The organism is Desulfovibrio sp. 86 (assembly GCF_902702915.1).
In the GTDB taxonomy this organism is placed as follows: Bacteria; Desulfobacterota; Desulfovibrionia; order Desulfovibrionales; family Desulfovibrionaceae; genus Desulfovibrio.
Map to the genome: position 1 here is coordinate 1,418,564 of NZ_LR738849.1, position 18,633 is coordinate 1,437,196.

Annotated in this window: 16 protein-coding genes; 8 read left to right on the forward strand and 8 right to left on the reverse strand. The window is 58.6% G+C overall.

Features of this window, described 5'->3' with window-relative positions; genetic code table 11:
- Positions 1-149: 149 nt before the first annotated feature.
- Positions 150-1,586: an aldehyde dehydrogenase gene (gene aldA, locus DESU86_RS06055; RefSeq protein ID WP_179980230.1), complete on the reverse strand. Its 1,437-nt coding sequence runs from the start codon at positions 1,584-1,586 to the stop codon at positions 150-152.
- A 731-nt stretch (positions 1,587-2,317) separates the two neighbouring features.
- On the opposite strand from aldA, the gene DESU86_RS06060 reads away from it, so the two are divergent.
- Both DESU86_RS06060 and DESU86_RS14495 read left to right on the forward strand, forming a co-directional pair.
- Positions 2,318-2,872, forward strand: a complete 555-nt coding sequence (locus DESU86_RS06060) for a hypothetical protein (protein WP_179980231.1) — start codon at positions 2,318-2,320, stop codon at positions 2,870-2,872.
- A gap of 128 nt (positions 2,873-3,000) precedes the next feature.
- A complete protein-coding gene (locus tag DESU86_RS14495) occupies positions 3,001-3,438 on the forward strand; it encodes a DUF134 domain-containing protein (RefSeq protein WP_232088279.1) in 438 nt (145 codons plus the stop codon).
- A gap of 167 nt (positions 3,439-3,605) precedes the next feature.
- Here the strand turns inward: DESU86_RS14495 and DESU86_RS06070 are convergent, their stop codons facing one another.
- From DESU86_RS06070 to cutA, 4 genes are all read right to left on the reverse strand, one after another.
- Entirely contained in the window at positions 3,606-4,079 is a 474-nt protein-coding gene (locus DESU86_RS06070; RefSeq protein ID WP_179980232.1) for a YbaK/EbsC family protein, read from the reverse strand.
- A gap of 127 nt (positions 4,080-4,206) precedes the next feature.
- Positions 4,207-4,635: a DMT family transporter gene (locus DESU86_RS06075; RefSeq protein WP_179980233.1), complete on the reverse strand. Its 429-nt coding sequence runs from the start codon at positions 4,633-4,635 to the stop codon at positions 4,207-4,209.
- A 144-nt stretch (positions 4,636-4,779) separates the two neighbouring features.
- Entirely contained in the window at positions 4,780-5,733 is a 954-nt protein-coding gene (locus DESU86_RS06080) for a carbohydrate kinase family protein (protein ID WP_179980234.1), read from the reverse strand.
- A 76-nt stretch (positions 5,734-5,809) separates the two neighbouring features.
- Positions 5,810-6,142 carry a divalent-cation tolerance protein CutA gene (gene cutA / locus DESU86_RS06085; RefSeq protein ID WP_179980235.1) on the reverse strand — a complete coding sequence of 111 codons (333 nt, stop codon included), beginning with the start codon at positions 6,140-6,142 and terminating at the stop codon, positions 5,810-5,812.
- 224 nt (positions 6,143-6,366) lie between these two features.
- On the opposite strand from cutA, the gene nth reads away from it, so the two are divergent.
- Together nth and DESU86_RS06095 are read left to right on the forward strand one after the other, a co-directional pair.
- Complete coding sequence (gene nth, locus DESU86_RS06090) at positions 6,367-7,053, forward strand: endonuclease III (protein ID WP_179980236.1); 687 nt, start codon at positions 6,367-6,369, stop codon at positions 7,051-7,053.
- A 115-nt stretch (positions 7,054-7,168) separates the two neighbouring features.
- On the forward strand, positions 7,169-8,122 hold the full coding sequence (locus tag DESU86_RS06095) for a chemotaxis protein (RefSeq protein WP_179980237.1): 954 nt from the start codon (positions 7,169-7,171) through the stop codon (positions 8,120-8,122).
- A gap of 155 nt (positions 8,123-8,277) precedes the next feature.
- Here the strand turns inward: DESU86_RS06095 and DESU86_RS06100 are convergent, their stop codons facing one another.
- Positions 8,278-9,123, reverse strand: coding sequence for a MerR family transcriptional regulator (locus DESU86_RS06100; protein ID WP_179980238.1), 846 nt, complete (start codon positions 9,121-9,123; stop codon positions 8,278-8,280).
- A 122-nt stretch (positions 9,124-9,245) separates the two neighbouring features.
- Here DESU86_RS06100 and DESU86_RS06105 point away from each other — a divergent pair, with 122 nt between their 5' ends.
- From DESU86_RS06105 to fliR, 4 genes are all read left to right on the forward strand, one after another.
- Positions 9,246-10,598, forward strand: coding sequence for an efflux RND transporter periplasmic adaptor subunit (locus DESU86_RS06105; RefSeq protein ID WP_179980239.1), 1,353 nt, complete (start codon positions 9,246-9,248; stop codon positions 10,596-10,598).
- On the forward strand, positions 10,599-13,718 hold the full coding sequence (locus DESU86_RS06110) for an efflux RND transporter permease subunit (RefSeq protein WP_179980240.1): 3,120 nt from the start codon (positions 10,599-10,601) through the stop codon (positions 13,716-13,718). It abuts the gene before it with no gap.
- Between the two features lie 61 nt (positions 13,719-13,779).
- The gene (locus DESU86_RS06115) at positions 13,780-15,351 is read left to right on the forward strand and encodes an MFS transporter (RefSeq protein ID WP_179980241.1); all 1,572 of its coding nucleotides are present in this window, start codon (positions 13,780-13,782) and stop codon (positions 15,349-15,351) included.
- Between the two features lie 265 nt (positions 15,352-15,616).
- Positions 15,617-16,408: a flagellar biosynthetic protein FliR gene (gene fliR, locus DESU86_RS06120; protein WP_179980242.1), complete on the forward strand. Its 792-nt coding sequence runs from the start codon at positions 15,617-15,619 to the stop codon at positions 16,406-16,408.
- Positions 16,409-16,410: 2 nt separating this feature from the next.
- Here fliR and DESU86_RS06125 read toward each other — a convergent pair whose 3' ends face one another.
- Positions 16,411-17,619: a TylF/MycF/NovP-related O-methyltransferase gene (locus DESU86_RS06125; protein WP_179980243.1), complete on the reverse strand. Its 1,209-nt coding sequence runs from the start codon at positions 17,617-17,619 to the stop codon at positions 16,411-16,413.
- A gap of 9 nt (positions 17,620-17,628) precedes the next feature.
- The gene (locus DESU86_RS06130) at positions 17,629-18,618 is read right to left on the reverse strand and encodes a glycosyltransferase family 9 protein (protein ID WP_179980244.1); all 990 of its coding nucleotides are present in this window, start codon (positions 18,616-18,618) and stop codon (positions 17,629-17,631) included.
- Positions 18,619-18,633 lie beyond the last annotated feature (15 nt).

An 18,633-nucleotide genomic window follows, 5' to 3' on the forward strand; every position in this document is an offset into this window, starting at 1 on the left:
AGATCATGGAGAACGAGCCTTTTGGAAACGCGCAGTTGTTTCGTTTGGCAAGGCGCGACCTTTTTTTGAAGCAGGAGTGGACTCTTCCGTCCTCGACTGTTTCAAAAAAAGTGAAGCAACGCCGCCAAACGGAATAAATCAGCGTTTCCCTAATATTGAATGTAGGCCACGTGGGTTTGGAGATATTCCATCAGCCCGTGTTTGCCGTCGGCTCCGCCGATGCCGGACTTGCGCCAGCCCGCGTGGAAGCCCTGCATGGCCTCGAAGTTTTCGCGGTTCACGTAGGTTTCGCCAAACTTCAGCTTGTTGACCGCCTCAAGGGCGTTGGAGATATTGCTCGTGTAAATGGACGAGGTCAGGCCGTATTCGCAGTCATTGGCAAGCATGATGGCCTCATCCAGCTCGCGGAAGGTCAGCATGGGCAGCACGGGGCCAAACACTTCCTTGCGTACTATCTCCATGTCCTGACGGCAGTTGCGCAGCAGGGTCGGCGTATAAAAATACCCGCTTCCCTGTGCCGCGCGTGCCCCGCCAGTGACCGTTTCCGCACCGTCGGCCTGGGCGCGCTTTACCATGCCCTCGATCTTTTCAAGGTGTTCGGCACTGATCTGACTGCACATGTCGGGCGCGGGGTCGTCAAAGGGATTGCCCAGACGCACGCTGTTAAAGGCCACAGCCAGTTTTTCCGCAAACTGATCGGCAATACTCTCGTGCACATACAGCCGCTCTGCGCAGTTGCACACCTGGCCGCTGAAGATGGTGCGCGAGGCAGTGACAGCCTTGACGGCCAGATCCATATCCGCGTCCCGGCACACAATGGCCGGAGCCTTGCCGCCCAGTTCCAGCGAAACCTTGGTAACATTTTCCGCGCTGGCGGCGATAATGCGTTGCCCGGCCTCAACACTGCCGGTAAGTGAAATCATGTCCGCCTGCGGGCTGGACGCCAGGGCCTCACCCATGCTGCCGCCGCCGCCCGTGATGATGTTGAGCACGCCTGCGGGCAGATCCACCTCCTCGGCCACCAGCCTGGCAAATTCCATTGTGGTGGCCGGGGCCACGCTGCTGGGTTTGATGACGGCGGTGCAGCCCACCAGAAGGGACGGGGCCACCTTGCGGGCCATGACAAAGAAGGGGAAGTTCCAGGGGCAGATGCCCACAACCACGCCAATGGGCTGGCGGTACAGCAGGATGTTTTCACGCGGGCGGTCGCTCTGGATGATCTCCCCTTCATAGATGCGCGCCCAACCGGCATAATAGTCAAAGTAGTCTGCCGTAAAATCCACTTCCACCTGCGCCAGCGGATGGGTCTTGGCCTGCTCCTCAGCCAGGATGCGGCCCAGATCATGACGGTGTTTGCGGATGACGGCGGCGAATTTTTTCAGATATTCAGCGCGGGCAGCCGAGCTCAGGGCGGCCCAGCCGCTCTGCGCCCTGGTGGCGGCCTCCAGGGCGGCCATGGCGTCCTCGCGCCCGCCATTGGGAGTATGGGCCATTATTTTTCCGGTTGAAGGATTTTCCACTTCTATCATGGTGTCCGACAGACCGGGAACCAGTTTACCGTTGATGAACTGCAAATATGAACGCATGTTCGCTCCTTGGTTTGCACCAAGTTAGCCATAAAACAAAAATAAGGTAAAGCTGCCCGCAGACGCCGCAGGCCGCGCCTTTGCGGGGCCTCTGCTCAAAACTTTTCAGAATGATTGTCATTTTCATCCTTCATAAAATATATATGTCAACGTGTATATCTGCATGTCCGGCGGAACCCTGCACTGCCGCCCCCCTGACAAAAACTCGCCAGCGCCTGCCTGGAACGGCCCCACCGGAAACCCTGCGCCGTAAAGGTCAGGGGGCATACCTTCACTACCCCGTCTCATGCGTACCAGCACTGCGACTGCTGGCCTCTTCCTGTAACCACTCAGCTTAAGCGCGCTCGTCCTGCATGTGCCTGCCAGTCAGGCCGCTCACACGCCTCCACGGGAAACGCCGCGCGCAGCCGCCAGGGCACTGGTCTGAGAGTGACCACATGTGCGTTGTCAGGCGTGCGTTGCCCCAGTTGAGCGATGGCAGGCGTGCGATGCCCCCAGGTACGATATTTTTCTTCCAGACAACCGGCTGTTTTTAAAAAATATCTTTGCCTTTCAGTTGCGTTGTGCAGCTCTTCTGGCAAAGAGTTTTGAGGTTTTTGATTTTTTGTTATTGACATATGCCACAAACAAGCCCTATTTTGTTTTTGACATATGTCGGCAATAGCAAGCCGCCCCAAGGGCGCACGCAACAATAACCAACAACAGTACTACCCCACATCAAGGAGATGTATATGTACAACGACAATCAGAACAATCCTCAGGAGTTCCGCCAGACAGGGCGCGGCAGCCACGGTGCCCATGGCATGCACGGTGGCATGCGCGGCGGCATGAACGCCACTGACGACATGCCCCAGGACGGCCAGAACATGGACATGGCCCGAAACGGTCAGGGTATGGGTATGGCTCAGTGCCGACGCCACGGCGGCAACGGTGGCCGTGGGCGCAACGGCATGGGCATGGGCCAGTGCCGCCGTGGACGCGACGGACAGGGCATGGGCATGCAACGTGGCGGACAGGGAATGGACATGCGCCAGGACGGCCAGGACGGTCAGAATCGCCAGGGCTTGGGCATGCCTCAGGACGGCCAGGGTATGGGCATGGGCAAGGCCCAGTGCCGGCGCAACGGCGGCAACGGCGGCCGTGGACGCAATGGGCAGGGTATGGGCATGGGCCGGAACGGTCAGGGCATGGGCCAGTGCCGCAGCGGCAACGTCATGACTCAGGGCCGGAACACGTCCACTGACGCAGCCCCCGCCGAACCCGCAGGTGACGGCACGGGCGATTAGGGGTATCCTGCCCCCATTGCCGGTTCGCATCGTCTGATGCCAAAAGGCCGCTCCCTGCCGGAGCGGCTTCACGAGTTACCGAGAGAAAACCCATGCCAAGACCCAAAAAATGGCGCAGAGTTTGCTGCATGCCCCAGAGCACATGTTTCGGCCCCATGGCCGGGCCTGACGGCGGCCCCGCGCCGGATGCGCCCCCCTCCGGTCGAGGCATGCGCCCCGGCGGCGGCCCCGGATCGGGACGCGGCGGACACGGAGGCCACGGCGGCGGCCCCGGATCGGGACACGGCATGCACGGCATGCACGCCGAAGCCGTGGTCATGACTGTGGACCAGTATGAAACCGTCCGCCTGATTGATCTGGAAGGATTCACGCAGGAAGCCTGCGCCGAAAAAATGGAGATCGCCCGCACCACTGTGCAAAGCATCTATGCGGAGGCGCGCAAAAAACTGGCCGACGCTCTGGTCAACGGCAAGATGCTGCGCATAGAGGGCGGCGAATACAAACTTTGCGAAGGCTCGGACCAGCCCTGTGGTCACGAGGGCTGCCATCACAGGCGGCGCTTTTAGAGCATTTTACCTGTAAAAGTGGGAACGTGTCCCAGCGCTGCGTGGGATGGCTGCTGCACTTGCAAGGCCCCCGGGCAGGGGCAGCGCCAGGGGCACAACGCGCCCCGCGTTGTCCCTCTCGCACCGAGCGCATCTCGGCCATTTGCGCATCCGTGCCTCTGGCCCGCTCAGGCGGGCTGCTCCTCCTTGCACACATCAACCCAGGTTCCCCCGGTGATGCGTTCAAGCGCGTCCAGCGTTACCCGCACCGCATTATTGGGCGCGCCAGCCGCAGGGTATACGGGGTCAAAGCGCCTGAGGCTCGCATCAAGATACACGCGCACAGTGTCGTGCAGCGCAAAGGGGCAGACGCCGCCCATGGGATGCCCCACCATGTCAGACAACTCTTCGGGCTTGATGAAGCGGGGCTTGCAGCCAAAAACATCCTTGAACTTGCGGTTGTCCAGCCTGGCCGTGCCCATAACCACCAGCACCATTGGGCCGTCCATACCCATGACCGAAAGGCTCTTGGCAATACGCCCCGGCTCGCAACCCACCGCCGCTGCGGCCAGATCCACAGTGGCGCTCGACACCGCAAATTCCATATATGCCTCTGCCAGACCGTGACTTGCCAGCACGGCCTTTACCGCATCCACACGCATGATTCATCCTTGGTTGTATATCTTGGGTTGTATGTCTTGCCACAAACAGGCAAGCATTTTTGAGAGCAGACAACCCCAAGTTTGCGCGCAGCCATCCTTGGCCAGTGTCGTCATGAGCGCACCCTGCCTAACGCCGAAACACCAGAGCCAGACCGGCCAGCACCAAGATAAAGCCCAAAAGCCTGCTCCAGCCAAAGGGCGTCACTGGCACGCTGAACCAGCCATAGTTGTCAATAATGGCCGCCATAAGAAGATTGCCGAAAATCATGGCCATGGCGGTAGCCAGCACGCCAATGCGCGGCACGGCGATGATGGTGTTCAGCACCATGATGGCCCCGAAAATGCCGCCTATCCACTGCCAGGAAGGCGCTTCGGCCAGCCGCCATATGTGCCCGCGCCCGAAAAAAAGCATGGCAAGCCCAAGAAACAGCGCCCCGCAGGCAAAAGAGACAAAGCTGCTTTCCAGCACGCCCACTGTGCGGCTCAGGGCCGCGTTGATGGGCGACTGCATGGCCGTCAGACAGCCCGCCAGAATCATGAGAGTGACGTACAGCATAATCCCTCCGGCAAAGTCTAAGGAAACGCTGATTTATTTCGTTTGGCAAGACGCGAACGCGGCGTGAGGCTTTGCCCGCAGGGCGGGCAGGCAGACCGGGGGCTATGCTTCTGCGCCGCCCGGCCCGCCTGCTGCCCGAAAATGTTACGCGGCAAAAATGCCCTTGGGCATGGGCCCGAAAACGGCCTCGTACCGCTGACAAAAGTCTGCGGGCGTTAAGGTGTGTTCCTGCGTGCCCAGCTTTTCCAGGGCAAAGCTCGCGCTGACGGAGCCAAGCCTGGCGGCTTCCGGCATGGCAAGACCGTGCACCAGCCCCTTGATAAGCCCCGCACGGTGGGCGTCGCCCGCGCCGGTGGGGTCCAGCACCTTGCTGATGGGCACGGGCGCGATGCGTATGTTTTCGCCCTTGCCGCGCACTTGCGCGCCCTCCGAGCCAAGGGTGGTCACAAGCCACTGGGTGCGCGCCGCGATTTCAGCCTCGCTCTTGCCCGTGGCCTTGCAGATCATGTTCAGTTCATAGTCGTTGGTGATGCAGGCCAGCGAGCCTTCAATGGCTTCAAGCAGTTCCTGGCTGGTGAGCACGGGCAACTGCTGGCCGGGATCGAAAATATAGGGCACGCCCTTTTCACGGTACAGACGGGGTAGGCGGCGCATGTCTTCCACATTGCCGGGAGACACGATGGCCAGATCCTGCCGCGCGTCGAGGCCGGGGAAGTCATACTCGGCGGGCAGGGTCATGGCCCCAGGGTAAAAGCCGGTGATCTGGTTGCTGTTCATGTCTGTGGTGATGTAGCACAGGGCCGTGAACACGTCCTCCGCACGGCGAATGCCGTCCAGGGGCAGACCGTGGGCGGTCAGCGTCAGGGCGTAGGAGTCGAAGTCACGTCCGGCCGCCGCCACAATCACAGGTTTTTCACCAAGCAAGGCAAGGGTATAGGCAATATTGCCCGCGCAGCCTCCGCGCCTTTCGTCCATGCCGTCCACCATGAAGCTGACATTGATCATGTGCAGCTTGTCCATGAGGATATGATCCTGAAAATTGCCGGGAAAGGTCATAATGCGGTCAAAGGCCAGCGAGCCGGAAACGTAAATGGCCATAGGATCCTCGCGTTATAGGGTAAAAAATATCTTGTGCGGCGTGAACGCATGTACCCTTTTTCAAAGGCAAAATGCTCTAGTCGTCTGCGGGAGCGGGCGGACGGCTGTTTTCCCGGATCCAGTCCAGAAAAGGCCCGTGCCCCGCCTCAATGGGCACCGCCACCATGCAGGGAACCTCATAACTGTGCAGGCGCTTTACCGCCGCCTCAAAGGCTGGCAGGGCCGCACGGCTCACCTGGGCCACAAGCAGATGTTCCTCAACGTCATGCACCTCACCGCGCCAGCGGTATATGGAGCGCGCGCCGGGCACGATGTTGACGCCGGCGGCAAGCCCCTCGCCCACCAACGCTCTGGCAAGGGTAAGGGCAAGCGCTTCATCCGGGGCAGTGACGTAAACCAGAAAGGACATGGTCTTCCTCCGCCTGTGGATATCTGGCGGCAAGTTTATACGCAAACGCGCAAAAAACAAAGGCCGGACGGCCAGGTGCAAACGGGCGAACGATCACGACTGCCCGCCGCAGCCCTGCGGCGGGCTCGCCACTGGGCGCGCACTGGCCTCGCGACCGGCCTCCACTGGCCGCCGCATCCTGCGTAAAACTTGCGGGCAGTTTGCGCCTGTGGCATATGTCAAGCATGAGCACGAAGAACACCCGCCCGGCCCGGGCGAAAAAAGTTCTTGAGGCGCTGCGGACCCGCTACCCCCATCCGCATACCCATCTGGACGCCGAAACCGCCTGGCAGCTGTTGGTAGCCACGGTGCTGGCCGCCCAGTGTACAGACGCCAGGGTCAATACCGTCACCCCGGAACTGTTTCGCCGCTGGCCCGGCCCCGGAGAGATGGCCAAAGCAGGCATTGAAGAGATAGAAACGGTTATCCGCCCCACAGGATTCTACCACAGCAAGGCCAAAAACCTGCTGGGAGCGGCTGTCCGCGTATGCGACGTTTACGGCGGGCAGGTGCCCAAGACCCTTGAAGAACTCATCACCCTGCCGGGCGTGGCGCGCAAGACGGCCAATGTGGTGCTGTTCGGGGCTTTTGGCATCAATGAAGGGCTTGCTGTGGACACGCACGTAAAACGCATCAGCTATCGCCTTGGACTTACTGAAGAAACAGACCCTGTCCCCATTGAGCGCGATCTCATGAAGCTTTTTCCACGTGAGGACTGGGGCGATGTGAACCACCGCATGGTCTGGTTTGGCCGCGAAGTGTGCGAGGCGCGCAAGCCCCTGTGCGGCCAGTGTGAAATGGCGGCGTTCTGCCCAAAACTTGAGCCCCCCAAAACGCCGCGCCCGCAACGCAAGAAAACAGCTACGCCTTAAGAGTTCGGCTTTCTGGTCGATGAGAACAGCAGCGCCAGACTCCATACCAGGCGCTCCCCCCCGTTTTGAACAAGACTCGGCCGCGCAATCGGCTCGGATAGACAGGAAAAAAGCCATGTCGCAGAACAGCTTGCTCAACGTCAATAACAATGAACTTGAGATCATTGAATTTATCATCGACGAGAAGCAGCCGGACGGCAGCTCCTACAGCGGGCACTATGGCATCAACGTGGCCAAGGTGCTCGAGATCATCCGCCTGCCCAACATCACCAGCGTGCCCAGCAAATGTGATCCTTCGGTGCTCGGCACCTTCAATCTGCGGGGCAAGGTGCTGCCTATCCTCAATCTTGCCACATGGCTCGGCAAAACCATGGCCGAGGAGTCCAACGCCAAGGTCATTGTAACGGAGTTCAGCGGGGTGCAGGCGGCATTTCTGGTCTCGTCCGTCACGAGCATCCACCGCATGACCTGGGACCGCATCGAACCGCCGAACCAGTACGTGCAGAACTACTCGCGCGACAGCATCACCGGCGTGCTGCGCATTCAGGACAGAGTGCTCTTTATTCTGGATATGGAAAAAATTCTGGCCAGCCTGGACAGCACGCTGGACATGTCGCAGATCAAGGTGGACACCTCGCCCGTGGAGGGCGCGGCCCAGTTTCATCTGCTTGTGGCCGACGATTCCAACTCGCTGCGCCACATCATCAAGTCCTCGCTGCAAAAATCCGGCTTTCAGGTCACGGCCGTGGCCAGCGGACGTCAGGCCTGGGAATTTCTGCAAAAAACCCGCGACGAAGCCCAGGCCCAGGGCAAGGAACTTACCGACATCGTCCATCTGGTCATTTCGGACATCGAGATGCCCGAAATGGACGGCCACATGCTCACGGCAAAAATTCGCGACACCCCCGGCATGAACACCCTGCCCATCATCCTCTTTTCTTCGCTCATCACCGAAGCCCTGTACGCCAAGGGCGTCAAGGTGGGGGCAGACAAGCAGGTGTCCAAGCCCGACCTGCCCGGCCTCAGCAAGATCATTCGTGAGCTCATAGCCGAAAAACTGAACAAGTAGCCGCCCCCGACAGGCGCGTGCTGTTTGAAAAAATGCTTTGTGGGGGAGGGACCCTTTTGCAAAAGGGTCCCTCCCCCACGCCCCCACCCCCCAAAACTCTTATCTTTGCCTGCTACCCTTGAAAAAATGTATGCGCTCTACTCCTGCCCCTGGTCCTATTCCTGGGTCTGTGCCTGCGCCCCATTTTCGGTAACGCATACCGGGACGCAGTACTTTGCCACGTACTCCATGGGGTTTGTGGAAATGATATAACTGGCCATGTCATAGCCGTACATGTGGCCGTTGATGACCCAGCCGCGCTGCTCAATGGCGTCCACCATGCGGCTGTAGGCATCTGCATGGCTTTGGGTATCACCTTTATGATAAAACCTCGCGTACAACCCGGCGGGGCGAATGAACAGGTTTTCGCGTCTGCTTTCCCTTGATGCGCCGCAGAAAAAATAGTCCGCCAGATACACGCGGGTAGAAATCTTTTCCTTTTCCGCCAGAAAACCAAGAGGCATGGGCACAGGACGCCCCTGCTTTTCAAACTTTTCTGCAAATTCGGCAAATATTTCAATGGAACCTTCTTCGGTTGCCTGGTCTTCTTCGCTCACAGGCGTCAATTCAAGCCGCTCTTCCGGCATTTTCACAAGGTCCAGGACGTCGTAGCGGGCGTTCAGTGCTTCATGGCCAAAGGCTATGGTCGCTTCAAGCATTTTTTCCCTGGCGGCCATACGCATGCGCTCCCGATGCAGGAGCCGCTTTTTTTCCTCAAGATGCGTCAGCAGGCCCGCAGGATCGGGTTCCTGCATGAAGGTGCGTATTTCCTTCAGCGAACTGCCCGTTTCCTTGAGCATGGCCACCATGTCGAATTCATAAAACTGCCCGATGTGATAGCGCCTGTAGCCATTTTCCGACACAAGGCGCGGCTTCAGCAATCCTTCCTTGTCATAAAACAGCAAGGTGTCTTTTCGCGTTCTGCACAGCCTGGCGAATTCTCCCGTGCTCAAATACTTCATATGTCCCCCTTGACTCTGGAGTTACTCCATACCTTATGGTGACTGACGTCACTATGAAAAGCAAGACTGACAGCAAGACGAATAGCCATAAAATCGCGCAGCGCCCGCCTCAAGAGGAAACGATGACCATACCCCCAAAAGCCACGAATCCCCGTAACGTCCGGCTTCTCACCGCCCTCGCCGCCCTGCTCTGCCTCTGTCTGGCGCAGGCCGGTTGCAGCGATCAGGAGCACCCCGCAACCGACACGCCGCAGGCGCGCTATCTGCCCGTGACGCCGGAGCGCCTTGTGCTGACCAGCGAACTGCCCGGCCGTGTGGCGGCTCTGGTCACGGCCGAAGTGCGCCCGCAGGTGGACGGCATCATACAGCAACGCTTGTTTGAAGAAGGGGCGGTCGTAGCCAAGGGGCAGACGCTTTACCAGATCGACCCCGCCGTATATGAGGCAGCCAGAAACACCGCCAAAGCCGAACTGGAGGAAGCCCAGGTGCATGCGGCGGCCCAGCAGAAACGCGAAGCCCGCGTCAGGGTGCTGGCCAGGGCCAATGCCGTGAGCCAGCAGGAGCTGGACGACGTGCAGGCCGAACTGGGCCGGGCCAGGGCGCGCGTGGCCAGGGCACGTGCCGCGCTGGAAACGGCGGAGATCAATCTTGACTATACGCGCATCAAGGCTCCTGTGGCCGGAAAGATCGGCAGGTCGTCGGTCACGCGGGGCGCGCTTGTCACGGCCAACCAGACAAGCCCTCTGGCGGTCATACAGCAGATTGACCACGTATATGTGGACATCACCCAGCCCAGCGCCAGCATGCTGCGCCTGCGCCGCCTTGCCGCGTCCCTTGGCCCGGCCTGGGGAAAGGGCGCCAGCGGGGCGCGCCTTATTCTTGAAGACGGCACGCCGTACGCCGCGTCAAATGCACTAACTGCGCCAACTGCGGCGGGTGCGCAAAATGCGGCGGACGCGCCAAATGCAGATGGGGCGGCCAATACGGCGGACACGGCAGGGGCCGAACTGCACTGGATTACGGGCGACCTGCTGTTTGCGGAAATAAGCGTGGCCCAGTCCACCGGCAACGTGAGCCTGCGCGCCCTGTTTCCCAATCCCGAAGGACTGCTCTTGCCGGGCATGTACGCCCGCGTGCTCATCGAAGAAGGCGTCATCGAAAACGCGCTTCTTGTTCCCCAACGGGCTGTCATGACTGACAGTGAGGGACGCCATTTTGTCCTGACCCTGCAGGGCGCGGCCCCGACATTTACGGTACAGAAAAAAAATGTGCAGCTTGACCGCCCCCACGGCAACCGCTGGCTTGTGCGCTCCGGCCTCGAAGCCGGTGACCTCGTGGTCATTGAGGGGCTGCAAAAAGCCGTGCCCGGCGGCAAGGCTGCCGGAACCCCGTGGCAGGCGGAGGCCAGCACGCAAGTCAGCGCGCAGCCCAGGGCCGACACGCAGGACGGCCACAACAATCAGGGTGGGCGATAGATGGCCGCCTTCTTTATCAACCGACCCATATTCGCCACCGTACTGGCCATCTTGCTCATGCTGGCCGGGGGGCTTGCCCTGCGCAGCCTGCCCATCGCCCAGTACCCCGACATTGCCTCGCCGCAAATTTCCATCAACGGCCAGTATCCGGGCGCTTCAGCGGCAATTGTGGACCAGAGCGTAACCCAGGTCATCGAACAGCAGATGAAGGGCATCGACAACCTGCTCTATATGAATTCATCCAGCGATTCGTATGGCAACGTGGAAATGGTGTTTACCTTTGAGGCGGGCACCAATATCGATATTGCCCAGGTGCAGGTGCAGAACAAGTTGCAGCAGGCCTTGCCCATGCTGCCGGAATCCGTGCAGCGCCAGGGATTGCAGGTCAGCAAGGCAGTGGAAAACTCCTTTATGACCATAGCTTTTTATGTTGATGACGCCTCTATGAGCGCGGGCGAAATCAGCGACTATGTGGCCAGCAACCTTATAGACCAGCTCAACCGGGTGGAAGGCGTCGGCTCCACCACGCTTTACGGCGGCGTCAATGCCATGCGCATCTGGTGCGACCCGGCAAAAATGGAGCAATACCGCCTGAACCCGCAGGACATTGTGGCAGCCGTGCAGGCACAGAACGCACAGGTGGCGGGCGGTCAGACTGGCGCAGGCCCCGCAATGCCGGGACAGGAAATCAGCATCACGGTCAATGCCGCATCCCGCTTGCAAACAGTGGATGAGTTCCAGCGCATACGCCTGCGCACCGAAGCCGATGGTTCGATACTGCGGCTCGGCCAGGTGGCCCGCGTGGAGCTCAATGAAGAAACCTTTATGGGGCAGTCGCGCTTTAACGGCAACCCTTCCGTGGGCGCGGCCGTAAAGCTGGCCTCAGGCGCCAACGTCATCAAGACCACGAACGCCATCAAGGCCGAACTGGCCTCCCTTTCGCGCTTTTTCCCCCAGGGCATGCAGTATGCCTTTGCCGACGACAGGGCCCCCATTGTGGAAAAATCCATAAGTTCGGTAGTGCACACCCTGCTGGAGGCCGTGGTTCTTGTGGTTGCCGTCATGTTTCTGTTCTTGCAGAGCTTCCGCTCCACGCTGATTCCCGCCATCACCGTGCCTGTGGTCTTGCTGGGCGTGTTTGCCGTGCTGTCTCTGGCGGGATACTCCATCAACACCCTGACCATGTTCGGTATGGTGCTGGCCATCGGCCTGCTGGTGGACGACGCCATTGTGGTTGTTGAAAACGTGGAGCGCCTCATGCGGGACGAAATGCTCAGTCCCAAGGAGGCTGCCCTCAAGTCCATGCGGGAAATCACGGGCGCGCTGGTGGGCGTGGCCGTGGTCATTTCGGCCGTTTTTGTGCCCATGGCCTTCATGTCCGGGTCCACTGGCGTCATCTACCGCCAGTTTTCCATAACCATTGTTACGTCTATGGTACTGTCGGTGCTGGTGGCCATTGTGCTCACGCCAGCCCTGTGCGCCATCATGCTGCACACACACGCCCCCGGCCAGGGCGAGGGACTGTTTGGCCGGTTCAACCGCTGGTTTGACCGCCTGACGCGGCGCTACGCCGTCAGCCTGCGCCCCATGCTCGACAAACCCAAACGCTGGGTCGGCTTCTTTGTGGCGGGCCTCGCCGTATGCGCTGTCCTGCTGTTCCAGTTGCCCGGCGCGTTTTTGCCGGAAGAAGATCAGGGCATACTTTTTCTCGATATCCAGTTGCCGCCGGGGGCCTCCTTCGAACGCACGGCCAAGGTGCTGGCGCAGGTGGAAGACTATTTTCGCCAGGACGAAAAAGAGGCCGTGGAGAGCGTCTTTACTGTCATGGGCTGGGGCTTCAGCGGCACGGGCCAGGGTTCGGGCATGGCTTTCGCCCTGCTCAAGGACTGGGGCGAACGCGGCAAGGGGCAAGGGGTTTTTGACATCATGAGCAGGGCCAATGCCCGGTTTGCGGACATCCCCGAAGCCCAGCTTTTTGTCATGGCTCCCCCCGCCGTTATGGAGCTTGGCAACTCTTCCGGCTTCAATATGGAACTGATGGACCGGGGCAACAGGGGGCACGAGGCGCTGATGGCGGCCAAAGACGCTCTGCTGCAAAAGGCCGCCACGCAGAAGGCCATCGCCAATGCCCGGTACAGCGGCCTGGACGATGCCGAGCAGTACCGCTTGATCATCGACAGCGACAAGGCAGGGGCCCAGGGCCTGAACATAGCCGTGGTCAACGGGGCCATAGGCGCATATTGGGGCGGGGAATACATCAATGACTTTGTGGACAAGGGGCGCACCAAGAAGGTGTACCTGCAGGCGGAACCGGCCTTTCGCTCCAGCGCGGAAGACTTTCGCCGCTATTATGTGCGCAACAGTGTGGATGAAATGGTTCCCTTTGCCAGTTTTATTGATGTGGAATCCATCAACGCTTCGCCCAAACTTACCCGTTATCAGGGCGTACCCGCGGTGAAAATTGAAGGTGAGGCCGCGCCTGGCCAGAGCTCCGGCCAGGCCATGAAGGCTATGGAGGCCAGCGCCAAAGATCTGCCGCCGGGATTTGACTTTGCCTGGACAGGACTATCTTATCAGGAGAGGCTTTCCGGTAATCAGGCGCCCATGCTCTATGCCATATCCCTGCTGGTGGTCTTTCTCAGTCTGGCGGCCCTGTATGAAAGCTGGAGCATCCCCGTATCCGTGCTGCTGGCAGTGCCCACCGGCCTTGTGGGCGCGCTTGCCGGGGCCTGGTTGCGCGGGCTGAACAATGACGTCTACTTTCAGATCGCGGTGCTGACCATCGTGGGCCTGTCCGCCAAGAACTCCATCCTGATTGTGGAATTCGCCCGCGCCCAGCACAGGGCTGGCAAAAGCCTGATCGCCGCCGCCATTGAGGCGTCACGGCTGCGTCTGAGGCCCATCCTCATGACCTCCCTGTGCTTTATCCTGGGCGTCATCCCTCTGGCATTGAGCAGCGGAGCCGGGGCCGGAGCGCAGAACGCCCTGGGCACTGTGGTGATGGCGGGCATGCTCACGGCAACCGCGCTTGGCATCTATTTTACGCCGCTGTTCTTTGTCCTGATTGTAAAAATGCTGGGCAGACCATTGGCCGGTGGCGGCAACCGGCAAAAAAGCTGAAGCTGCGGCGGCAGCGCCAATGGAGCGCTGCCGCCGCCACAAGAACCTTGCATGAGTTTTTATGAATACGGATACTCCTGATACGCATCGTGCGTCCCCTCCCAATGCTCCTGTCCGGAAGAGTCTTTCCAAGGCCGCCCGCTGGCGCGTGCTCATGGCCGTTATGGTGGCCTGGCTGCCCATTGCTATGGACATGACCATTCTTCATATCGCCGTGCCTTCGCTGACGCTCTCATTGCAGGCCACAGGCACGGAAATTCTCTGGATCATAGACATCTATCCCCTGATCATGGCCAGTCTGCTGGTGCCCATGGGCACGCAGGGCGACCGCATCGGGCCACGGGCGCTGTTGCTTGTCGGGCTGGCCATCTTTCTGGTCGCTTCGCTGGCAGCGGCCTTTTCGCCCACGGCCAGATTCCTGATCATGTCCAGGGCGCTTCTTGCCGTGGGCGCGGCCATGATTGTGCCCAGCGTGCTGGCCATCATACGGATCACCTTTGAGGACTGGAAAGAACGGGCCATGGCCCTGGGCATCTGGGGCACGGTGAGCACCGTGGCCGCAGCCATGGGACCTCTGGCGGGCGGCATTTTGCTTGAGCACTTCTGGTGGGGTTCGGTCTTTCTCATCAACGTGCCCATTATTCTGGGCATCTTGCCTCTGGCCGCCATGTTGCTGCCCAAACCCCAGGTAAAAACGCGCGGCTCATGGCCCATCGGCCAGGCGCTCACGCTGGCGGCGGGCCTCATGGGCACGGTATATGCGGTAAAGGCCGTCTTCAAACAGGGAGCGTCACTGCTGCTGTGCGGCGGCGCGCTGGTTTGCGGCGTCACGCTGCTGACGCTTTTTGTCCGCCGCCAGCTGACAGCGGCTACGCCCATGCTTGATCTGGGGCTTTTCCGGCTGCCCGCCATCCGCGTGGGCCTTGTGACCGCCCTTGTGGTTTCGGGCGCGCTGGCTGGCGTGGAACTGACCATTGCCCAGGAACTGCAATTTGTTCTGGGGCGCACTCCCTTGCAGGCTGGCATCTTTATGCTGCCCATCATGGCGGCCTCCGCCGTGGGCGGCCCGCTGGCAGGAAAGCTGGTGGTCTTTGGGGGCTTGCGAAAGGTCTGTACGCTCTCGCTGCTGGCCGCAGGGGCCAGCCTTGCCGGGCTTGGCCTGGCAAGTTTTCACGACGCGGGCTGGCTTGTGGCTTCCTATATGGTGGTGCTGGGCCTTTCACTCAGCATCGGCCTGACGGCCTCGTCCATTGCCATCATGGGCAGCGTGCCGCCGGAAAAGGGCGGGGCCGCCGGGTCCATCGAGGCATTGGGCTATGACCTGGGCGCGGGGCTCGGCATCACAGGGTTTGGCGTGCTGCTGGCCGCCAATTACAGCTCCGCCCTGCGGCTGCCGGAACAGTTGCGGCAAAGCCTGCCGCATGGCGTCGCGGATTCCATCAGCGACACCATGGTGGCAGCGGAACTGGCAGGCGGCGAACAGGGCAGGATCATTGCCGAGGCCGGACAGGCGGCCTTTTCCGCCGCGCACAGCACGGTGCTGCTGTCAGCGGCGTTTCTGGTGTGTTTGCTGGGAATCTGGGTCTTCAACGGACTGCGCAACTATACTCCTGGCGAACAGGGCAAAACCTGATCCGACGGGAGCCTCATACCGCAGGAGCCCCCTCAAACGTGCTGACGGGATTTCGTGCTTGGCGGGCCTCGCTTCATGCCCGGATCATGCCCGGATCGCGCCTGAGTCATGCTCGACGTGGCGCGTCATCACGTGCCCGACGCATGCCCGGCGTCATGCGCCCCTACATGCCCTTTTCACGCAAAACCGCCGCGCGTCACCCTTCTGACGCGCGGCGGCCCCAACAGGCTGTTTTCTTTGGCAGCCATTTTGCAAATCCCCCGGCATGGACGTGTTCAACTATAACCAGGCAGAGGTACTGAGCCTCATACTGACCATGATGCGCGTCAGCATCGTCATGTTCATGCTGCCTGTGTTTTCCACCAACAATATTCCTGTGCAGGTCAAGGCCGCCATAACCCTGGTGTTCACGCTGGGCGTATGGCCGCATCTGGCGCTGCCGGGGAACCAGATGCCCACCCACCCTTTTGATATTGTGATCATGATTCTGGGTGAAGCGGTTCTGGGACTGGTGCTGGGCATGGCCGTCAATTTTCTGTTCATGGCCATACAGGCTGGGGGCGAGCTGCTGGGCTTCCAGATGGGCTTTACCATGATCAACTTCGCTGATCCGCTTACCGGCAACCAGACGGGCGTTACGGCCTTTTTTCTCTGGATGGTGTCGCTGCTGACCTTTCTGGCGCTGGACGGCCATCTGTACATGATCAAGGGCTTTGCCGAATCCTTCAAGCTGATCCCGCCGGGCGGGCTCTTCATCGGCCCCAACATCCTGTGGCAGATCCTGCACCTTGCCGCGCAGATGTTCGTGCTGGCCCTGCAAATCGCGGCCCCGGTGATGGTGGCGCTATTTATGGTGGAAGTGGCTCTGGGCCTCGTGGCCCGCACCTCGCCGCAGATACACATTATGGAATTCGGCTTTCCAGCCAAGATCGGCGTGGGCTTTTTCTTTCTGGGCCTGCTGCTGGTCATCATGGCCGACCATGTGGAGACCTTTATTCTGGGACTGGACGGGCTGTTCACCAACCTGCTACGGTCCATGAGTCCTCTGTATCAGTGATGTCAAAAACCCTGTTCCAGTCCAAGCCGAAAGACCATATGCGGATAAACCTGCTCCGCATGCAATTTATCCCTATGGTACAGCACTTCTTCAACAGCGGCCATGGCCCCCTGGCAGGAAGCAGCCAAAGGATCATCAAAAACCATATAACCACCGGCGATCATATGATCTTTCACACTTTCATATGAGTAGGCGACGGCATCATAGATATCACAATCAATATGCGCCAGGGCAAAGGATAACTTTTCCCGAAACAACGTGGGAACGGTGTCCTTGAACAGGCCCTTGACAAGTATGAGGTTATCCAGGCCAAGCGTATTTTTCCGCCGGATCAGTTCCTCCATTACGTTTTCTTCCTTGAAATCCCCTTGTTTGTGATAATCCTGTGAATTTTCGGTCAGGGGCATACCTTCGAAGGTGTCCAGGGCGTATACACGCCTGCTGCTTTTTGTAAATTTGAGCAGGTAGGCCATAAACAGAGCCATTCCTCCCCGAAAGGTTCCAAATTCGATGATATCGCCATGGCCATCCAATTGGGGCAAGTAATATTTCAACAGGATGAACATGTTCAAAAATCGCTCTCGAGTGACAAGGGAGAGCCCGTGCGCGGCTCGCCGAGCGCCATGAAAAAGTGGATCAGCCTCACAGAACGCCTGCAGTTTATCTAGCTGAATACTTATGCCTCTGGCGGCCCCATCATGCAGGGACACGCCTTTTCTGATGCCAGGCATGGGCAAGCGCAGCAAGGTATCACTGTCAAAAACATTAAAGACAAAATTGTCAGACGCATCTTTGCTCTGCACATCAAAAGGCAGGCATGATTTCAATACACATTGCGTCACCAGCAAGATAGTTCCCTGCCGGACATAAACACGAATTTCGATTTGCTGAATATCCTGCTGCAGTTCAAGACAAGCGATGGCCAACAGGTTCTTCCCCGCCGGTTCTATACGGCCTTTCAGCAGCGTGCACTGTTGTGCGCTGTCGAACAACTCGTAAAAAGCACCTGTATAGGTCTCTGCATGCCCGTAAAGGGCAAAGCGGTAATATCCTTTTGAAAAAGGCCCTTGGCGTAGCTTAAGCAGCATACCGTCGCGCAATCCATCGGAAAGCACTCCAGCCATATCTGGGGCCTGTCTTCCCGCGTCTACCGCTGAGGTTAGGAGGATATCCTTCGCGTCACCGGCATCCATCTTCTCAGGCTTCGTCATGGTAACCCCCTAAGCGAAGACCTTTGAAAAACCCTTCGCAACAGGTCTTCTTTGTGTTTTCCTATACAGCATCATCTGATGCATTGAATCTTTTTTTTCTGATGTATTATTTATGACATCGTATTCTAGTGGGTGTGCAATTCTTTTTTCAAGGCGAAAAAAAGCCGCCAGAATTGCCTCTGGCGATATGCTCTTTCCACATATATATTTTTTTGGGCAAATATCCCCATTAAACATATTCACTTTATTTGTTCTGCACAAATCACAACGCTCTTGAGAAATAGCATGCTCGTTGGCGATATAACCAGAAAAAAATTCAGGCTCACTATCTGAAAAAGATATTACAGACCTTGTCCCCACGGCCCGAGCCATGTGCATCAAGCCACCAATAACTCCAAGAAAGGCACTGCTATTTTTTATTACGGCAGCAGTTTCCCTTAACCCATAATGAAGACAGTTTATTGTATTTGGAAGCAAAGGATCGTTTTCAGCGCCGACCTGAACAATAGTATAATTCTTACTTAAAACCTTACTTACCACAGACCATGTTTCATATCCGGCGGTTTTCCATACTGCGCCATAGCTTTGCATAACAATATATTTGTCGCGTACCGGCCTGTTTTCTTCAATTTCCTGATCGTTCAGGTATATCCTGGGGTAAATCTTGATATCCCCGTACACCTCTGCTCTGGCGCAACACTTCGCAATCATATGCATTTGTGGGTAACGCCAGTGGTAACATCCATTTCTACATTCAAGGTCCCAGTAATGGGCGTAGAACGGAGCAATGCCTTGCTGCAGCAAGGCGTCATGCACGTCTCGCGAATTAAAAACAGTATTTGCGCTAATATCATTTAAAACAATGTTCGGGTTATTTTCAAGAAGGACATTATATTTTGTTGACGCCACACAAAGACCATTGTTCTCGGCAATGGCCGAAACGAGGATGGCATCGCCGATTCCGCCATCATTAAAAATCATTTTCTTACATTCGGCCATATGAATGAATCCTTG